This is a genomic window from Streptomyces atroolivaceus, assembly GCF_000717025.1.
Taxonomy (GTDB): domain Bacteria; phylum Actinomycetota; class Actinomycetes; order Streptomycetales; family Streptomycetaceae; genus Streptomyces; species Streptomyces atroolivaceus.
Genome location: NZ_JNXG01000011.1, coordinates 181,051 through 196,803 on the forward strand (window position 1 = coordinate 181,051; position 15,753 = coordinate 196,803).

The window sequence follows — 15,753 nt, forward strand, 5'->3', positions numbered from 1 at the left end:
CCGCCCCAGGGCAGTCACCTGGACCGAGGAACATCCAGGTGGCAAACGCAGCAGGGGCGCCATGTCCGCACTGTGAACCGCCTGGCGCCCCTCCCCGGGTATCCGGGCGAGCTGCTCGAGGTGTCCCCCGCTCCCCGCCTTCCGTCACCGCTCGCCCGCAAGATCGACTTGCTCCCGGTGCACCGGTGCCGCACCCGCTGCCCCCGGGCGACGCCACGGATGCGCGACGGGCGCCGACACCGCACGCCACCAGGGATCCGAGGGAAGCTCACCAGACGGTTCGAACGGCTCACCCGGCCGGGGGAACGCCACCGCCTGCCCTGCCTCGTCGGCGGCGTCCTTCATCCACTCCCCGGGCTCCGACCACGGATGCGGGGCCAGGTTGAACGTGCCCCAGTGGATGGGCAGCAGCGTGCCGTGCGCCCTTCCGCCCTGGAGGTCCAGGTGCGCCCGCATGCCCTCCGCCGGTGTCATGTGGATGTCCGGCCAGTACTCCGAATAGGCACCGACCTGGATCATTGTCACGTCGAAGGGGCCGTGCTCGGCCCCGATGGCCTGGAAGCCGGAGAAATAGCCGGTGTCCCCGCTGTGGTAGACCCGGTGCTCCGGGCCCGCGACGACCCACGACGCCCAGAGCGTGTGCTGCTGATTGCGCAGCCCACGCCCGCAGAAATGCCGCGCGGGAGTGGCGGTCAGGCTGATGCCCGCGATCTGCGCCGTCTCGTTCCAGTCGAGCTCGTGGATGCGGTCCAGCGCCACACCCCACCGCTCCAGGTGGGCGCCGACACCGAGCGGCACCGCGAAGACCGTGTCCGTCCCGGCCAGGGCCCTGATCGTGGGCAGGTCGAGGTGGTCGTAATGGTCGTGGGAGATCACGACGGCGTCGACGGACCCGAGCGAGGCGAGCGGCAGCGGGACAGGGTGCAGCCGCTTGGGCCCGGCGAACGCGAACGGCGAGCATCGCTCGCCCCATACCGGGTCGAACAGCACCCGTCGGCCATCGATCTCGACGAGCACACTGGAGTGGCCCAGCCAGGTCACCCGCAGGCCCGTCGCCGGGGGCGCGGCCAGATCGGCAAGGGTCGTGGCATGGACGGGCACGGTACCGAGCGGGGATCTGCGGGCCCGTTCCTCCTTGCGGAAGTACACCTTGGCGAATTCGATCATGGAGCCGGACGGGCGGGTCCGGGCTCCTTCCGGATTCTGGAACACTCCGTCGGCGAAGTTGGGCGAACGGCGGATCCGCTCCATCCGCGCCCCGGCCGGGTCCGCGCCGAAGGCGTCGGGACGGAGCGAGCGGAGTCGGGTACGGAGCGATGGCTGATGGTCGGCGCCGGTCACAGCATCTCCTGAGGGAGTCGGTCGTCTCATTATGGTCGGGAGGTGCGGCGGAGCGAGAGCTCGGCAGGGGAGGGAGGCCCGTCGAGCGCATTCCGGAGCCGTGCCGTAAGGGGGGTCGCGTCAGGCACGAGGGCGGCCGTAGACATGCTCGATCCGCAGGGTCAGGGCGACTCTGCGGTCCTGGACCATCACCCGCCGGTAGTCGTCCCAGTCGGGATGCTCTCCCCGGACGTCACGGTAGAGGGTGACCAGCTGCTCCACGGTCGCGTCGTGGGGATCAGCGGCAGGCGGGGTCAGCTCGGCCGTGACATCGGCGACGGTCCAGGCCCGCCGGTCTTCGCCGGTCACGTGGTAGCTCGCCCGCGGGTCACGCCGGAGGTTGCGGGTCTTGGCCCGGTCCTCCGTGATGGACACACGGATCACCCCTTCTTCGGGGTAGTAGGCGTGGTTCACGTTGGACAGCTGGGGCCTGCCGTCACGCTTGAGAGTGACGAGCACCCCGCCGTCGTGCTCCCCGAAGAGTCGGAGCAGCGCCTCGCGCCCGGGTTCGAAGTCCGTCATGCCGACTCCAACGTCCGTGCACCCCGCAGGATTCCGCGTCCTGGGTACGACAACGTCACACCCGGAGTCCCGGCCCGCGTTGACAGCCGCGCTCCGCCTGCCGATACTGACTCGCTGTTCAGTACGCCGACACCGGGTTCCAGGAGCCGCCCCATGCCGTCCCCTTCTCCCGCCCCACTGATCTCCCTGACCTGGACGGACCATGTGACCGGCACCGAGGGATACCTCGTCGTCGACCGGCTGGTGCGCGGTGTGTCGAGCGGAGGCCTGCGGATGCGGAAGGGCTGCACACTCGCGGAGGTGGCGGGTCTCGCGCGGGGCATGACCATGAAGGAGGCCCTTCACTTCGATGCCGATGACACACGGGCGCGGTACATCCCTCTGGGCGGTGCCAAAGGAGGTATCGACTGCGACCCGCGGGACCCTGCCGCCTACGGGGTGCTCGTCCGCTTCCTGCGGGCGATGCGCCCGTACATCGAGAATGCCTGGACGACCGGCGAGGATCTCGGGCTCAGCCAGGACCTCGTCGACCGGGCGGCGGCGGAGGCCGGGCTCGTCTCCACGGTCCAGGCGGTCCATCCCCTCCTGGACGACGAGGCGGCGGCGCGGCGGCGGCTGGCGGACGCCTTCGCCGTCACGGTGGACGGGATCGGGCTGGACGCCCTGGTCGGCGGGTGCGGGGTCGCGGAGTCCGCTCTCACCGCGCTGGACCGGGCGGGTGTGGCGCACAGCGCCGCCCGGGTTTCCCTCCAGGGACTCGGCACCATGGGCGGGGCGACAGCACGCTTTCTCTCGCGGGCCGGGCTGACCGTCGTCGCGGTCGCCGATCTCAAGGGCACCATCGCCAATCCGGCCGGTCTGGATGTCGAGGCCCTGCTGGCGGCACGGGACGCACACGGGACGGTGGACCGCGGGGCGCTGCGGGACGGGGACCAGGAACTGCCGGCCGACGCCTGGCTGGCGGCCGATGTGGAGGTGTTGGTCCCGGCCGCCGTGTCCTATGCCGTGGATGCCGAGAACCAGGCCTCGGTCAGGGCCCGCTGGGTGGTCGAGGCGGCGAACATGCCGGTGCTTCCGGAGGCGGAATCCCTGCTGACCGAGCGCGGGATCACGGTGCTGCCCGATGTGGTCGTCAACTCCGGTACGAACGCCTGGTGGTGGTGGACGTTGTTCGGGGACATCGGCCCCGGTGCGGAGGAGGCGTTCGGGCACACCCGCCGCTCGATGCGGGCCCTCGTCGAGCGCGTCCTGGAACGGGCGGCCGCGGACGGCTGCACGCCGCGGGCAGCCGCACACGCGCTCGTCGCGGACCGCCTGCCGGTGATGGCGGAGCGGTTCGGCTGGTACCGCTAGGGTCTTTCGTTCGGATCAGGCTGGATCAGGGAGCGGGGTCCGGTGCCGTGCATCGCAAGGCGGAGGAGGGAGCCGGTCGGGGTCTCCCCTGCTCGAGCGGGGCCGGGAGCTCGGGGAAGTACCGGGCCTCGCGGGCCGGGCAGTCCTTGCGGACCCGGCCCAGGGCGCCGGGGACCGGGGCGGCAGCCCGGACCAGGGCGTTGGTTAAGGTAGCCGCGTGGCGAGAGTGCGGCTGAGCGTGGCGGAGCGTCGTGAGGAGCTCTTGCGCGCTGCCGTCGAGCAGATCGAGGTGCGGGGCGTCTCCTCGGTCAGGATCGCCGATGTGGCCGCTGTCCTCGGAGTGAGCAATGCCCTGGTGCTCTACCACTTCTCGTCCAAGGAGAAACTGGTGGCCGCCGCCTTCGCCTACGCCGCGGAGGCCGATCTCGCCCATCTGCGCAAGCTGCTGACCCGCCGCACCAGCGCGGTCCGACGGCTCCGGGCGGCCGTTCGCTGGTACGCGCCGACCGGGCAGGCCAAGGGGTGGCGGCTGTGGATCGAGGGCTGGGCGGCCTCCCTGCGGGATCCCGTACTGCGCGACGTGGCCGGAGACCTCGACCAGCAGTGGAAGGCGGAGCTGGCCGAGGTCATCGAGGAGGGTGCGGCGGCGGGTGAGTTCCACTGCGAGGATCCGATGTCCGTGGCCTGGCGGCTGACAGCCCTCCTGGACGGACTGGCGGTGCAGATGACGTCGTACGCGGGCCCGCTCTCCCGCGCCACCATGCTGCAGTGGACCGAAGAGGCGCTCGCCCGCGAACTCGGCATCGATCACGCGGTTCTGACCGCCTGAAGCCGCCGGGCGCGGACCGGCCGAGGGTGCCGGCCCGGCACCGGCCGGCCGAGGCCGGCACGCATCCGGTCAGGTCTGGCGCACCGGCGCGTATGCCTCTCCCTCGAGCCCGAAGGTCCAGGCGACGCCCTCCTTGGCGGTCCGGGTCCTGGGCGGCACGCGCAGCCAGTAGGTGCGGTGGGTGCCGTCGGGCTCGGGGGTGGAGTTGACGACTTCCACCATCACGACGTCCTCGTCACCGTCCATGGCGATGCGCCAGAGTATGCCGGTCTCGTCCCGGTGCACCGGCTCCGCGCCCGACTCCGCGAGGTAGCGGTCGTAGCCGTAGTACTCGAGCATCACACGGCGCAGCTCCGCGTTCTCCTCGGCGCGTATCCGGTCCGGAGTCAGGCTCGCCAGCCCGTCCAGGAACTCGGCCGGCACGGTCATCCCGCGCCAGGCGTACAGGGCGAAGCCGTCCGCGTAGGCGAGAGCCGGTCCGTCTCCCCGGTCGAGCCGTCCCGCCTCGTCGCGGTGGAGCACATCGGGCCGCTCGCTGATCACCACGGCGTGCTCGTAGGGCCACCACCAACCGGCGTTCCTGGCGACCTCCGCCAGTCCGGTCAGCCTGTCGCCCCGGCCGTCGAAGGCCGCGAGCCAGGCCGCGTCGTGCTGACCGAGGACCGCGTCGAGCAGCAGGAGGCGGATGCCGGACTCGTCGTCGGGCCGTGTCGCGAGCTCGGCGACGACTCCCGTCCGTATCCGCTCGGCCAGTGCGGCCGTGGTCTCCCACAGCTGGGCCCCGGTGGCGGACCACAGGGCGGACCAGCCGGCAGGGCCCAGCTCGTCGTACATCCGGCGCCGCTCCTCCGCCCAGGGACGGGTGCGGACTTCTTCGCGCACCGGGCGTCCCGCGCCGGACAGCTTCTCCACCACCTCGACGGCCGCCCGGGGCGAGTCCGCCCAGATGATGCGCTCGGGCTCCTCGAGCCCCGCACTCCGGTAGGCGAGCCGCACCCCGTCCTCGGCCGCACCCCGGTCGGCCCTGCCCGTGGCCGCCGCCACGGCCCGCCACGCGTTCACGTACTGCATCGGTATTCCCCGTCCCCTGTTCCTGTTTCCCTGACCGCACATCACCGCACGTCACGGCACGTCCCGCACCACCGCGGTGCGCACAGCGTGCGTCCCGCACCACCGCGCAAGGGTCAGTCCGCGACGATCCGGACCGCGCCCGGCGCGTACTCGCGCTGACGCACGACGCGGAACCAGCCCTTCGGCAGCGCTATCGCCGCGTGCTCCTCGTGGACCACGCGTCCGCCCTCGGGGAGCTGAAGCAGCATCGGCCCGAACGGCCCCGCCTCCCGGTGCAGCCGGCCCGGCCCCTGCACGGCGTGCGCGTGTCCGGTGACCTCCCCCAGCGCCAGGACCAGCCTTCCCCGCCCGTCGCGCGGTTCGCCCGGTGCGTCGAGGAAGTGCGCGGGCACCTCCGACTCCCCCAGCGCCATGATCAGTACGTCGCCCTGCCGGTACACAGGCCTCTCCCCTCCGGGCCGGCACCACCTGCGCCGGCCACAGGTGAAACGCTACGAGGGGGGTCTGACATCGACGGCCGGCCGAGCCCGTTCCGCACGCTCCGCCGGTGGGAGGCAGCGCGCCCTGCGTGCAGGAGGCAGAGTCCGCGCCCCGGCCGCCCGAAGCGGGCCGGCAACCCCCGGCCCCGCTCGCGCCGTTGTCAGTGACGCTTGATAAACCTTGCGGACATCAGTCGTCCCCAGTATCAGGAGCTCAGTGCCATGTCCGACGCGGACCGCCTGCACGAGTTGCTCGGCCTCCCGGCCGTCGATTTCCGGCGCGAGACCGACGGGACGGCCCGTCCAGCGGCCGATGCCGCGGCCTGGCGCATCAGCGTCAACCCGTACGACCCCGACGACGGGGAAGGCACCTGGGCGGAGGAGTTCGACGCCTTCCTGGAAGCCGTCGATCCGTCGGGTGTCGAAGCCCTCATCATCGGGCAGTGGGGCGAGGCCTACGAGGAGACTTCAGCCTGTCCCATCGGCCTCGTCGTCGCCGCGGCCGACCGGCTGACCTCGCTCAGGGCGGTCTTCGTCGGGGACCTGGTGATGGAGGAGGCCGAGATCTCGTGGATCGAGCAGTCGGACGTCACCGTTCTGCTCACCGCGTTCCCGGAACTGACCCACCTCGGCGTGCGCGGCGGCACGGACCTGGAGTTCCCGCCCGTCAAGCACGAGTCCCTGCAGGGGATCGTCGTCGAGAGCGGCGGGCTCCCGGCTGCGGCGCTGCGCGGAATACTGGACAGCGAGCTGCCGGCGCTGGAGCGGCTGGAGCTCTGGCTCGGTGTCTCCGCCTACGGGGGCGATGCGGTGGTCCCGGATCTTGCGCCACTGCTCTCCGGTACCCGCTTCCCCCGACTGCGGCACCTGGGCCTGTGCAACAGCGAGTTGCAGAACGAGATCGCCGCCGCGATCGGTTCGGCGCCGGTCGTCGCACAGCTCCGGACGCTCGATCTGTCGAACGGCACGCTGGGCGACGAGGGCGCCGCCGCGCTGCTCGAGGGCCAGCCTCTCACCCATCTCACCTCGCTCGATCTCCACCACCACTTCCTCACCGAGCCCATGGAACGCCGGATCTCGGAAGCCCTGGAGCCTCACGGGGTGTCCGTCGATCTGTCAGGGCGCTGCGAACCATGGGACGGCCTCGGCGCCGAAGGCCGCTACACCGCGGTCGCGGAGTGAGGGCGCGATGACCGACATCACACACCCCGACGTCTTTCACGGCCTGCCGGTCCTCACCCTTCCCCTGCCCGGCCCCTCGGGGACGGCAGGGGAACTGCCCGCCGCAGGCTCCGTGGCTTGGCGCCTGGACTGCCTCGCGGACGAGCTGCCGTTCGAAGAGGTCTGGCAGCACTTCCTCGCCGTGGTCGACACCACTCAGGTCCGCGCGCTGCTGATCGGACCCTGGTGGGAGGAGGACTACACACCCTTCGCACCGGTCGTCGCCACTGTCGTCTCCGACGCGCACCGTTTCCCTGGACTGCGCGCACTGTTCCTCGCCGATGTGGAGGGTGAGGAGTGTGAGCTGTCCTGGCTGGAGATGTGCGACATCACTCCCGTGGTGGAAGCACTTCCCCTTCTGGAGGAGCTGAGCGTGCGTGGCTGCGGTGACGCGGTGCCCGGGGATGAGAGTCTCCGGCTGCTTCCGTTCCGGCACGGCGCCCTGAAGACACTCCGCTTCGAGTCGGGCGGTCTGCCGGGACATGTCGTCCGTGCGGTCGGCGCGTCCGAACTGCCCGCTCTCGAGCACCTGGAGTTCTGGTTCGGCTCGGAGTGGTACGGCGGTGACACCACGGTCGCGGATCTGGCACCCGTGCTGTCCGGCGCCACCTTCCCGCGCCTGCGCCATCTCGGGCTCCAGAACAGCGAGATCCAGGACGAGATCGCCGCCGCTGTCGCCTCGGCCCCGGTGGTCGCCCGGCTGGAGTCGCTCTCCCTCGCGATGGGCACTCTCGGCGACGCGGGAGCGCAGGCTCTTCTCGACGGCCAGCCGCTCACCCACCTGTCCACGCTGGATCTGCACCATCACTACCTCTCGGACCCGTTCGTGTCCCGCATCGAGGAACTGTGCACCCGGGCAGGCGTCCGGGTCGATCTCGAAGAGGCGCGCGACTGGGACCCCGAGGACGACGAGGCCCGCTATGTCGCCGTCAGCGAGTAGCGGACCGCCGCGCCTCGCGGTCGTCGGCATCCCCGCCAACCGCAGGGTCGGCCTCTTCCAGGACGCCGTGCGCGCCGCGGGACTGCCCGCCGCGCGCACCGTCTCCTGGAGGGAAGTGCTGAGGGGAGAGGCGGTCTTCCTCCCCGGGGAGACCGTGCGCATCGACTCGCCCGGTGAGGACGACGAGGTGGACCGGCTGCTGCGCGGAGGTGACGACCCGTCCAGGGTCGAGGGTTCGGCCCGCTGGTACGCGCGCTTCACCTCGGCCGTGCGGGACGTGGCGCGGGCGGCCGCAGCGGCGGGTGCGGTGCTGCTGGACGACCCGCAGGACATCGCCGTGCTGTTCGACAAGCGGCTCTGCCACGGCGTCCTGGACTCTGCCGGGGTACCGGTGCCGGACTCCCCCACCTCGGGCCCCGACACGTACCCCGTGCGGGGATGGGGGGATGTCCGTCGGCTGATGTCGGACCACCGCATGCCGAGGGTGTTCGTGAAGCCCGCGCACGGCTCCTCCGCCTCGGGGGTGATGGCCCTGGAAACGGCCGGCCCGGGCAGGATACGGGCGGCCACCTCCGTCGAGCGGGACGAGCAAGGCAGGCTGTTCAACTCGCTGCGCGTACGGCACTGCACGACGGAGCGGGAGGTGGCGACGCTCGTCGACGCCCTGGCACCGGACGGGCTGCACATCGAGCGCTGGCTGCCCAAGGCGTCCCAGCGGGGGCGCGTCGCCGACCTCCGGGTCGTGGTGGTGGCCGGGCGGGCGACCCATGCCGTCGTACGGACCAGCCGGTCCCCGATGACCAATCTGCACCTGGGCGGCGCGCGCGGTGATCTGGACGAGGTGCGGGCCGCCGTCGAGGCGGCGGGCGGCAGTTGGAGTGCGGCACTGGCCGTGTGCGAGCGCGCGGCGAGCTGCTTCCCCGGCACGCTCTGCGTGGGTGTCGATCTTCTGCCCGCGACGGGCTGGCGGCGCTTCGCCGTCGGCGAGGTGAACGCCTTCGGGGACCTCCTGCCACGTCTGACCGGCTTGCCGGGCAGCGGTGCGGAGGCCTTGGACACCTACGGCGCGCAGGTCGCAGCCGTACTGGCGGGCGCACCGCGCGGGGGCGGCCGATTCGGGCCCCGGCGCGCTGCCGGCCCGACGAGTGACGAGCGGACAAGGAACGACCATGTCATCGATGCCTCCTGATCTCCCCTCACGGGACGGACACGCCCCGGAACCCGACATGAACGCGGTCGTGGGCAGCCACGACCTCCTGCTCGTCACCCTCGACACCCTTCGCTTCGACGTGGCAGAGGAGCTGGCCGCGGCCGGGCGCATCCCGAATCTCGTCCGGCATCTGCCCGGCGGCGTATGGGAGAGGAGACACGCACCGGGGAGCTTCACGTACGCCTCCCACCAGGCGATCTTCGCCGGCTTCCTGCCGACTCCGGCCGCACCGGGCCCTCACCCGAGACTGTTCGCCGCACGCTTCGCGGGCAGTGAGTCGACGGCGAGCGGCACCTTCGTCCACGAGACGCCCGACCTCCTATCCGGCCTCGCCGCCGTGGGTTATCGCACGGTGTGCGTCGGCGGCGTGGGTTTCTTCAACGGCCGGCCACCGCTCGGCTCGGTGCTGCCCGGCATGTTCCAGGAGAGCCACTGGGAGCCGGAGTTCGGTGTCGCCTCTCCGACGTCCTTCGAGGCACAGGTCTCGCGTGCGGAGCGGGTCGTGGCGGAACTTCCGCAGGAACAGCGGCTGTTCCTCTTCGTCAACGTGTCGGCACTGCACCAGCCCAACTGGTTCCACCTGCCCGGCGCCACCGCCGACGCCGGTGATTCCAAGGCCACCCACGCCGCGGCCCTGGAGTACGTGGACCGGCACATCGGACGCCTCTTCGCGGCGGCGAGCAGCCGCCGCAGGTGTTTCGCCATCGTCTGCTCCGATCACGGCACGGCGTACGGCGACGACGGCTACACCGGCCACCGGATCGGTCACGAAGCCGTGTGGACCGTGCCCTATGCCCATTTCTTCCTCGAACCTGGGGCGACCCGATGACCGGCACCACGCAGAGCACCCGCCCGTACCTCAGCTACGTCTACGCCTACCCGCACAAGACCGCCTACCGGCCGCTCGCCGGCCACCCGGCCGGACGTCCCCTGCTGAGCGATCTCTGGGCGGCGGAGCGCAAGGACGCGCTCTCGCTCTACCTCCACATACCCTTCTGCGAGGTCCGTTGCGGCTTCTGCAATCTCTTCACCCGCCTCGGGGCTCCCGACGAGCTGACGACGCGCTATCTCGACGCGCTCGACCGGCAGGCCACCGCCGTCCGTGACGCGCTCGGCGACGACGAGCCGGTGCGCTTCGCCGCCGCCGCGTTCGGTGGCGGCACCCCCACCTTCCTCACCGCCGGCGAGCTGGAACGCCTCTGCGACATCGCCGAGAAGCGTATGGGCGCCGACCTGGGAGCGATCCCTCTGTCCGTCGAGACCTCGCCGGCGACGGCAACGGCGGACCGGCTGGCCGTGCTGGCCGACCGGGGCGCCACCCGGATCAGCATCGGTGTGCAGAGCTTCGTCGACGCGGAGGCCAGGGCCGCGGTCCGCCCGCAGCGCCGCTCCGAGGTGGAGGCGGCACTCGGCCGGATCCGCGACGCCCGCGTCCCGGTCCTCAACATCGACCTGATCTACGGAATCGAAGGGCAGACCGAGTCCTCCTGGCGGACCTCGCTGGACGCCGCCCTGGCCTGGCGCCCGGAGGAGCTGTATCTCTACCCGCTGTACGTGCGCCCACTGACCGGTCTCGGCCGGCTGGGCACCGGCACGGAGACGGCGGACACCGCCTGGGACGAGCAGCGGCTGCGGCTGTACCGCGTGGGGCGCGACCATCTGCTGTCCCATGGGTACGAGCAGGTGTCCATGCGGATGTTCCGCCGCGCGGACGCCCCGCACGCGGGTCCCGACGACTACGCCTGCCAGACCGACGGCATGATCGGACTCGGCTGCGGGGCACGCTCCTACACCTCCTCCCTGCACTACTCCTTCGACTACGCGGTGGAGATGCGGGAGATCCGGGGCATCATCGACGGCTTCACCACGACCGCCGACTTCTCCCGCGCGGAGGTCGGGCGTTACGTCGACGACGGCGAGGCGCGCCGGCGCCACCTCCTCCAGTCGCTGCTCCAGGCCGAGGGCATGCGGCCCGTCGAGTACCGCGAGCGCTTCGGCACGGATCCGTACGAGGACTTCCCTGCCGAGCTGGCCCTCTTCACCGCGCGCGGCTGGCTGGACGGTACGGAGGGCCCGTCCTTGCTGCGGCTCTCCCCCGAAGGCCTGGCACACTCCGACGCCCTGGGCCCGGAGCTGTTCTCCCCGGCCGTGCGGGCCGCGATGGCCGCGTACGAGGCGAAGTGAGCCGACCGATGAGCATGGACCTGACGATCCTTTACCGGGGCCCGCTGGCCTCCTGCGACTACGACTGCCCCTACTGCCCGTTCGCCAAGCGACGGGACAGCGGGGCGCAGCTCAGGTCCGACCGGGCGGCCCTGGAGCGGTTCACCGGGTGGGCAGCCGCGCAGACCGGCGACAGCTTGTCGGTGCTGTTCACCCCGTGGGGCGAGGGGCTGGTGCGGTCCTGGTACCGGAAGGCTCTCGTCGAGCTGTCACGGCTCGAGCACATCGGCCGGGTCGCGATCCAGACGAATCTCAGCGGCCGTACGGCCTGGCTGGCCGAGGCGGAGCGCGACAAGGTCGCCCTGTGGTGCACGTACCACCCGGGCCAGACACCGTACGAGCGGTTCCTGGGCCGGTGCCGGGAGCTGACGGCGCTCGGGGTGCGCTACAGCGTGGGGGTCGTCGGTCTCGACGAGCACCTGGAGGAGGCCCGCCGCCTGCGCTCCGCGCTGCCGCCCGAGGTGTATCTCTGGGTCAACGCCGCCGAGGGCCACACCTACACCGACGAGCAGGCGGGCCGATGGACGGCCCTCGACCCGCTGTTCCCCTACAGCAGGCACCCGCACCGCACGGCCGGGCTGCCCTGCCGGACCGGCGAGTCGGTCATCTCGGTGGACGGTGACGGGACGGTGCGCCGCTGTCACTTCGTCCGTGCGGAGCTGGGCAATCTCTACGACGGGAGCTACCGGAACTCGCTCGGCCCGCGCGGCTGCCCGCTCGATGTGTGCGACTGCCACATCGGCTACGTGCACCTGGAGACGCTGCCTCTGTACGACGTCTTCGCGGGCGGCGTGCTGGAGCGGATACCCGCCCGTCCGATGCGGCTACCCGCCCCGGACGGGCTCGCGCCCCCCACCTCTGCGAGGCCTCTGCTCCCCCTCGTCATCCGCTGACGACGCGCCGGCAGGCGGTCAGAGCGGCAGCAGGTCGGGGCGCTTGGCCGCGACGTGGTCCCCGGAGGACTCCCCCCGCAGCCGGCGGCCGATCCAGGGGACGAGGTACTCACGCGCCCACTGGATGTCGTCGCGCCGCACCTCGAGCGTCCCGCGCTGCGCCTGCGGGGGCCATACCTGGTCGGGGTCGGCAGGCACATCGAGACCGAGGACCTGGGCGGCGCGCAACGCGACCCGGGTGTGACCCTCCGGCGAGAGGTGCAGCCGGTCGCTGTCCCAGGCCCGCCTGTCCTGCACGGACCGCAGGGACCACAGGTCCAGCACCGGGCAGTCGTAGCGGTCGGCGATGGACCGGACATGCGCGGTGTACATGGCGATCTTGCCCCGCAGGTGTCTGAGTACGGGCATCGTACGGGTGTCGAAGCCGGTGGTGACCATGACGGTGCCGACCGCCTGCGTCAGATCGGCGACGGCGCGTTCGAAGCGTTCCGCCACGGCGTCCGGGTCCGAACCGGGACGGAGGATGTCGTTGCCGCCCGCGCAGAAGCTCACCAGATCAGGTGCCAGCTCCTTGGCGCGGGGTACCTGTTCCTCGACTATCTGGTCGAGGAGACGTCCGCGCACGGCGAGATTGGCATACCGGAAGTTCCCCTGTGTGTCGTCCGGGGGGCCGACCACCGCGTCCGGGACGGGGAGCCGGTCCGCGAGGAGGACCGCCAACCGGTCCGCCCAGCCGATGAGCGTGCCGCCCGGGCCGGGGTCTCCGACCCCTTCGGTGAAGCTGTCGCCGATCGCCGTGTACGACCCGATGATGCCTCGTTGATTTTTTCTCGAATCGTCTGCCACAAGGGCTTATCCTGCACCTTCGAATGTGACCTACGCGACCGTAATAAGGGGTTGACGGGTGGTGAGAAAGACCACCCGGTCAGTTTTTGGTAAAGCAGGAATAAGAAGAGGGGCGGTGCGCCGCCGCGCACCGCCCCTCTTGTTCACCCTCAGGTGGTGGGCCTCAGATCGAGACGCCGTGCGAACGCAGGTAGGCGATCGGGTCGACGTCCGAGCCGTAGCTCGGGCCGGTACGGACCTCGAAGTGGAGGTGCGGGCCGGTGGAGTTGCCGGTGGAGCCGGACAGGCCGATCTGCTGGCCGCCGGTCACGGTCTGACCGGCCGAGACCTCGAGCGACGTCAGGTGCGCGTACTGGGAGTACATGCCGTCGGTGTGCTGGATGACGACCTCGTTCCCGTACGAGCCGCTCCAGCCCGCGGAGACCACGGTGCCCGGGCCGATGGAGCGGACGCTGGTGCCGGAGGCCGCCTGGAAGTCGGACCCGGTGTGGTAGCCGCTGGACCAGCTGGCCCCGGAGGCGCGGTACTGGGTGGTGACGTTGGCGTTCTCGACCGGGGACGCGTAGCCGGAGCTGCTGCTCTCCGACGCGCCGGAGCCGGTGGTCGACGCGGCCTTCTTCTCCGCCGGGGCGGCCGGGGCGGCGGGCTTCTCCGCCGGAGCGGCCTTCTCCACCGGAGCGGCCTTCTCCACCGGAGCGGCCTTCTTCGCCGCCGAGGGGGCGGCCGCGGCGGGCTTCTCGGCGGAGCCGGACGCCTTGGCGCCGAGGGTCAGCTTCATGCCCGGGAAGATCAGGCCAGGGTTCTCGCCGACGACGTCACGGTTGTCCTGGTACAGCTTCTGCCAGCCACCCTTGATCTTCTGGTCGGCCGCGATCTTCGCCAGGTAGTCGCCGGAGACCACGGAGTAGGTCTTCGGGGAGCTCTTGGCCACCGAGGCGGGGGCGCTGTGCGCGGCGGCGGACTTGGCCGCCGGTGCGGCCTGCTCGGCGGCGTGGGCGCCGGTGGCGCCGATCAGCGGAAGGGCGAGAACGGCGCCGCCGGTCCCCGCGGCGAGGACGCCCCGGGAGATCTGGCCGGTCTTCGTACGACGGTGCTTGCCTTTTGCGGGCATGGGGAATTTCCTCTCCGGCGCCTGCGAGGTGAGCTGTCGGGTTCGGGCTGGAGATGCCCGGCCGCGCGGTGCGCGTCTTGACCCCTAGCCGTGCCGGATCCCTCCGGCCGGCGGCTTACCTGGTTCCCCCGCTCCTGCCACACGTGAGTCGGTGCGGATTCCGGGCGGCGGCAGGATTAGGCGTTCCGTCCGGATTGACCGTGACCGTAAGCGAGCCGGGACACCCCGGACAAGCCGCGGATTACGCACCGGAATCCGTGCTTCATTTCCGGCGCGGAATTCCCGTCACACTCCGTGGATTACGGATCTTCGCTTTCCGCGCGGCGTCAGGAATACCCGTCGGCCCCTTCACCACGCACCGTCACGGATATGATCCCGCTCACCCGCTCCACCCCATCTCCCGCACAAGTAGGGCATGTTCCACTAAATACACCAATACGGACACGTCACGGTCACCGCCTCCTCGGCGTCGACGCCGGAGCGACCGAGACTGCTGCCCGATGCATCCATGTCGTATCGTCGCGGGCGTGCCCCGTCGGCGAGCGGCGCCGGCGCCCGACACTCCAGGAGCCCTTGTGACGCAGCTGCCAGAGGTCCCGCCCGCCGGCCCCGAGCCGACGGACGTCGATCTGACCGGGGTCCGCAACTTCCGCGACGTCGGCGGGCTTCCCACCGTGGACGGCCGCGCCGTGCGGTACGGGCGCCTCTACCGCAGCGGCCACCTCGCACACGCCACCGAGGAGGACGCCGCCTTCCTCGCCGGGCTCGGCCTGCACACGATCTTCGACTTCCGCAACGCGGCCGACCACAAGCTCGACGGCCTCGACGTCGAACTGCCCGGCGTCCGGAATGTCAGCATTCCCCTCTCCGACCCGGCCGACGGTGCGGAGTTCTGGCGGCTGGTGCGCGACGGGAACATCCAGCAGCTGCGCTCGATCCTGGCCGACGGCAAGGGAACGGAGCGGATGATCGCCTCCTACCGCTCGATCATCAGGGACCGCACAGCCGAACACAGCCGCGTACTGCACGCGCTGGCGGAGGACAGCGTGCCGGCGCTGATGCACTGTGCGGCGGGCAAGGACCGGGCCGGCCTGTCGATCGCCGTGTCGTTGCTCGCGGTCGGCGTCGAGAAGGAGGCCATCGAGGCCGACTACCTCAAGTCGAACGACGCGCACCGGCGCTACAGGGTGCGGCGCAGCGACACCTCGCCGACGGGAATGTCCGACGAGGTGATGGAGCTGCTCAACCCGCTCTTCGGCGCGCACGCCGAATACCTCGACGCGGCGTTCGCCACCATCGAGGAGATCTGGGGCAGCACGGACCGCTACCTCCTCGAAGGGCTGAAGATCAGCCACGAAACTCGCGAGAAGCTGCGTGAGCGCCTCGTCGAGGACGCGTGACGGCGGGGATCAGCCCTTCCCGGCCACGGTGAAGAGAAGGAAGAGGAAGGCCGCGATGACGTGGCCGGCCACCAGGTAGGCGAAGAGCCGGATCACGACGCCGCGGGGCATCCGCCGCTCCTGTGTGTCCGCACTCTTCGGCCTGCGCGGGGTGAGTGGGTCGTAGTACTCCGGATCGGACATGGCGGTCCTCTCTTCCGGCCGCTCGGGCCGGGGTGACGAAGGATGCGCGGCGACGAGGGTGCGCCGCGACGGGGGGTGCGCGCAAGGGGGGC

The 15,753-nt window shown here is 71.2% G+C and carries 16 protein-coding genes and 1 riboswitch; of the genes, 9 read left to right on the forward strand and 7 right to left on the reverse strand.

The window, feature by feature from the left end; all coding sequences use genetic code 11:
* Nucleotides 1-144: 144 nt before the first annotated feature.
* Together OO67_RS21495 and OO67_RS21500 are read right to left on the reverse strand one after the other, a co-directional pair.
* Entirely contained in the window at nt 145-1,341 is a 1,197-nt protein-coding gene (locus OO67_RS21495; protein ID WP_033302678.1) for an MBL fold metallo-hydrolase, read from the reverse strand.
* A gap of 120 nt (nt 1,342-1,461) precedes the next feature.
* Complete coding sequence (locus tag OO67_RS21500; RefSeq protein WP_033302679.1) at nt 1,462-1,902, reverse strand: PPOX class F420-dependent oxidoreductase; 441 nt, start codon at nt 1,900-1,902, stop codon at nt 1,462-1,464.
* A 153-nt stretch (nt 1,903-2,055) separates the two neighbouring features.
* Here OO67_RS21500 and OO67_RS21505 point away from each other — a divergent pair, with 153 nt between their 5' ends.
* On the forward strand, nt 2,056-3,255 hold the full coding sequence (locus tag OO67_RS21505) for a Glu/Leu/Phe/Val dehydrogenase dimerization domain-containing protein (protein WP_033302680.1): 1,200 nt from the start codon (nt 2,056-2,058) through the stop codon (nt 3,253-3,255).
* Between the two features lie 217 nt (nt 3,256-3,472).
* On the forward strand, nt 3,473-4,084 hold the full coding sequence (locus tag OO67_RS21510; protein WP_244300282.1) for a TetR/AcrR family transcriptional regulator: 612 nt from the start codon (nt 3,473-3,475) through the stop codon (nt 4,082-4,084).
* A 69-nt stretch (nt 4,085-4,153) separates the two neighbouring features.
* Here the strand turns inward: OO67_RS21510 and OO67_RS21515 are convergent, their stop codons facing one another.
* A complete protein-coding gene (locus OO67_RS21515; protein ID WP_033302682.1) occupies nt 4,154-5,155 on the reverse strand; it encodes a DUF6745 domain-containing protein in 1,002 nt (333 codons plus the stop codon).
* A gap of 113 nt (nt 5,156-5,268) precedes the next feature.
* Nucleotides 5,269-5,595, reverse strand: coding sequence for a hypothetical protein (locus OO67_RS21520; protein ID WP_033302683.1), 327 nt, complete (start codon nt 5,593-5,595; stop codon nt 5,269-5,271).
* A 261-nt stretch (nt 5,596-5,856) separates the two neighbouring features.
* Here OO67_RS21520 and OO67_RS21525 point away from each other — a divergent pair, with 261 nt between their 5' ends.
* Genes OO67_RS21525 through OO67_RS21550 form a run of 6 tightly spaced genes read left to right on the forward strand, consistent with a single transcriptional unit; the run spans nt 5,857 to nt 12,121 of the window.
* Complete coding sequence (locus tag OO67_RS21525) at nt 5,857-6,816, forward strand: STM4015 family protein (protein ID WP_033302684.1); 960 nt, start codon at nt 5,857-5,859, stop codon at nt 6,814-6,816.
* A 7-nt stretch (nt 6,817-6,823) separates the two neighbouring features.
* On the forward strand, nt 6,824-7,795 hold the full coding sequence (locus OO67_RS21530; RefSeq protein ID WP_033302685.1) for an STM4015 family protein: 972 nt from the start codon (nt 6,824-6,826) through the stop codon (nt 7,793-7,795).
* Nucleotides 7,776-8,984, forward strand: a complete 1,209-nt coding sequence (locus OO67_RS21535; RefSeq protein ID WP_244300283.1) for an STM4014 family protein — start codon at nt 7,776-7,778, stop codon at nt 8,982-8,984. The genes OO67_RS21530 and OO67_RS21535 overlap by 20 nt, the downstream gene beginning before the upstream one ends.
* Before the next feature lie 37 nt (nt 8,985-9,021).
* Nucleotides 9,022-9,834: an STM4013/SEN3800 family hydrolase gene (locus OO67_RS21540; RefSeq protein WP_208861062.1), complete on the forward strand. Its 813-nt coding sequence runs from the start codon at nt 9,022-9,024 to the stop codon at nt 9,832-9,834.
* Complete coding sequence (locus OO67_RS21545) at nt 9,831-11,189, forward strand: STM4012 family radical SAM protein (RefSeq protein ID WP_033302687.1); 1,359 nt, start codon at nt 9,831-9,833, stop codon at nt 11,187-11,189. Before OO67_RS21540 ends, OO67_RS21545 begins: the two co-directional genes overlap by 4 nt.
* A gap of 14 nt (nt 11,190-11,203) precedes the next feature.
* Nucleotides 11,204-12,121 (forward strand): STM4011 family radical SAM protein, encoded by a 918-nt coding sequence (locus OO67_RS21550; protein ID WP_208861063.1) that lies wholly within the window; start codon nt 11,204-11,206, stop codon nt 12,119-12,121.
* Nucleotides 12,122-12,139: 18 nt separating this feature from the next.
* Here the strand turns inward: OO67_RS21550 and OO67_RS21555 are convergent, their stop codons facing one another.
* Together OO67_RS21555 and OO67_RS21560 are read right to left on the reverse strand one after the other, a co-directional pair.
* Nucleotides 12,140-12,967: an SGNH/GDSL hydrolase family protein gene (locus OO67_RS21555; RefSeq protein ID WP_033302689.1), complete on the reverse strand. Its 828-nt coding sequence runs from the start codon at nt 12,965-12,967 to the stop codon at nt 12,140-12,142.
* Between the two features lie 163 nt (nt 12,968-13,130).
* Nucleotides 13,131-14,078 (reverse strand): M23 family metallopeptidase, encoded by a 948-nt coding sequence (locus OO67_RS21560; protein ID WP_033302690.1) that lies wholly within the window; start codon nt 14,076-14,078, stop codon nt 13,131-13,133.
* Between the two features lie 3 nt (nt 14,079-14,081).
* A riboswitch (cyclic di-AMP (ydaO/yuaA leader) is annotated at nt 14,082-14,242 on the reverse strand.
* Nucleotides 14,243-14,653: 411 nt separating this feature from the next.
* Between OO67_RS21560 and OO67_RS21565 the strand changes: the two genes are divergently transcribed.
* Nucleotides 14,654-15,478, forward strand: a complete 825-nt coding sequence (locus OO67_RS21565; RefSeq protein WP_033302691.1) for a tyrosine-protein phosphatase — start codon at nt 14,654-14,656, stop codon at nt 15,476-15,478.
* 9 nt (nt 15,479-15,487) lie between these two features.
* On the opposite strand, the gene OO67_RS39070 is transcribed toward OO67_RS21565, so the two are convergent.
* On the reverse strand, nt 15,488-15,661 hold the full coding sequence (locus OO67_RS39070) for a DUF6126 family protein (RefSeq protein WP_167748667.1): 174 nt from the start codon (nt 15,659-15,661) through the stop codon (nt 15,488-15,490).
* Between the last annotated feature and the right edge of the window lie 92 nt (nt 15,662-15,753).

Bases quoted from the DNA above. Each gene is read 5' to 3' on its own strand.
- OO67_RS21500 (WP_033302679.1), bottom strand. From the start codon at position 1,902: ATGACGGACTTCGAACCCGGGCGCGAGGCGCTGCTCCGACTCTTCGGG.
- OO67_RS21505 (WP_033302680.1), top strand. From the start codon at position 2,056: ATGCCGTCCCCTTCTCCCGCCCCACTGATCTCCCTGACCTGGACGGAC.
- OO67_RS21515 (WP_033302682.1), bottom strand. From the start codon at position 5,155: ATGCAGTACGTGAACGCGTGGCGGGCCGTGGCGGCGGCCACGGGCAGG.
- OO67_RS21525 (WP_033302684.1), top strand. From the start codon at position 5,857: ATGTCCGACGCGGACCGCCTGCACGAGTTGCTCGGCCTCCCGGCCGTC.
- OO67_RS21530 (WP_033302685.1), top strand. From the start codon at position 6,824: ATGACCGACATCACACACCCCGACGTCTTTCACGGCCTGCCGGTCCTC.
- OO67_RS21535 (WP_244300283.1), top strand. From the start codon at position 7,776: ATGTCGCCGTCAGCGAGTAGCGGACCGCCGCGCCTCGCGGTCGTCGGC.
- OO67_RS21540 (WP_208861062.1), top strand. From the start codon at position 9,022: ATGAACGCGGTCGTGGGCAGCCACGACCTCCTGCTCGTCACCCTCGAC.
- OO67_RS21545 (WP_033302687.1), top strand. From the start codon at position 9,831: ATGACCGGCACCACGCAGAGCACCCGCCCGTACCTCAGCTACGTCTAC.
- OO67_RS21550 (WP_208861063.1), top strand. From the start codon at position 11,204: ATGGACCTGACGATCCTTTACCGGGGCCCGCTGGCCTCCTGCGACTAC.
- OO67_RS21560 (WP_033302690.1), bottom strand. From the start codon at position 14,078: ATGCCCGCAAAAGGCAAGCACCGTCGTACGAAGACCGGCCAGATCTCC.
- OO67_RS39070 (WP_167748667.1), bottom strand. From the start codon at position 15,661: ATGTCCGATCCGGAGTACTACGACCCACTCACCCCGCGCAGGCCGAAG.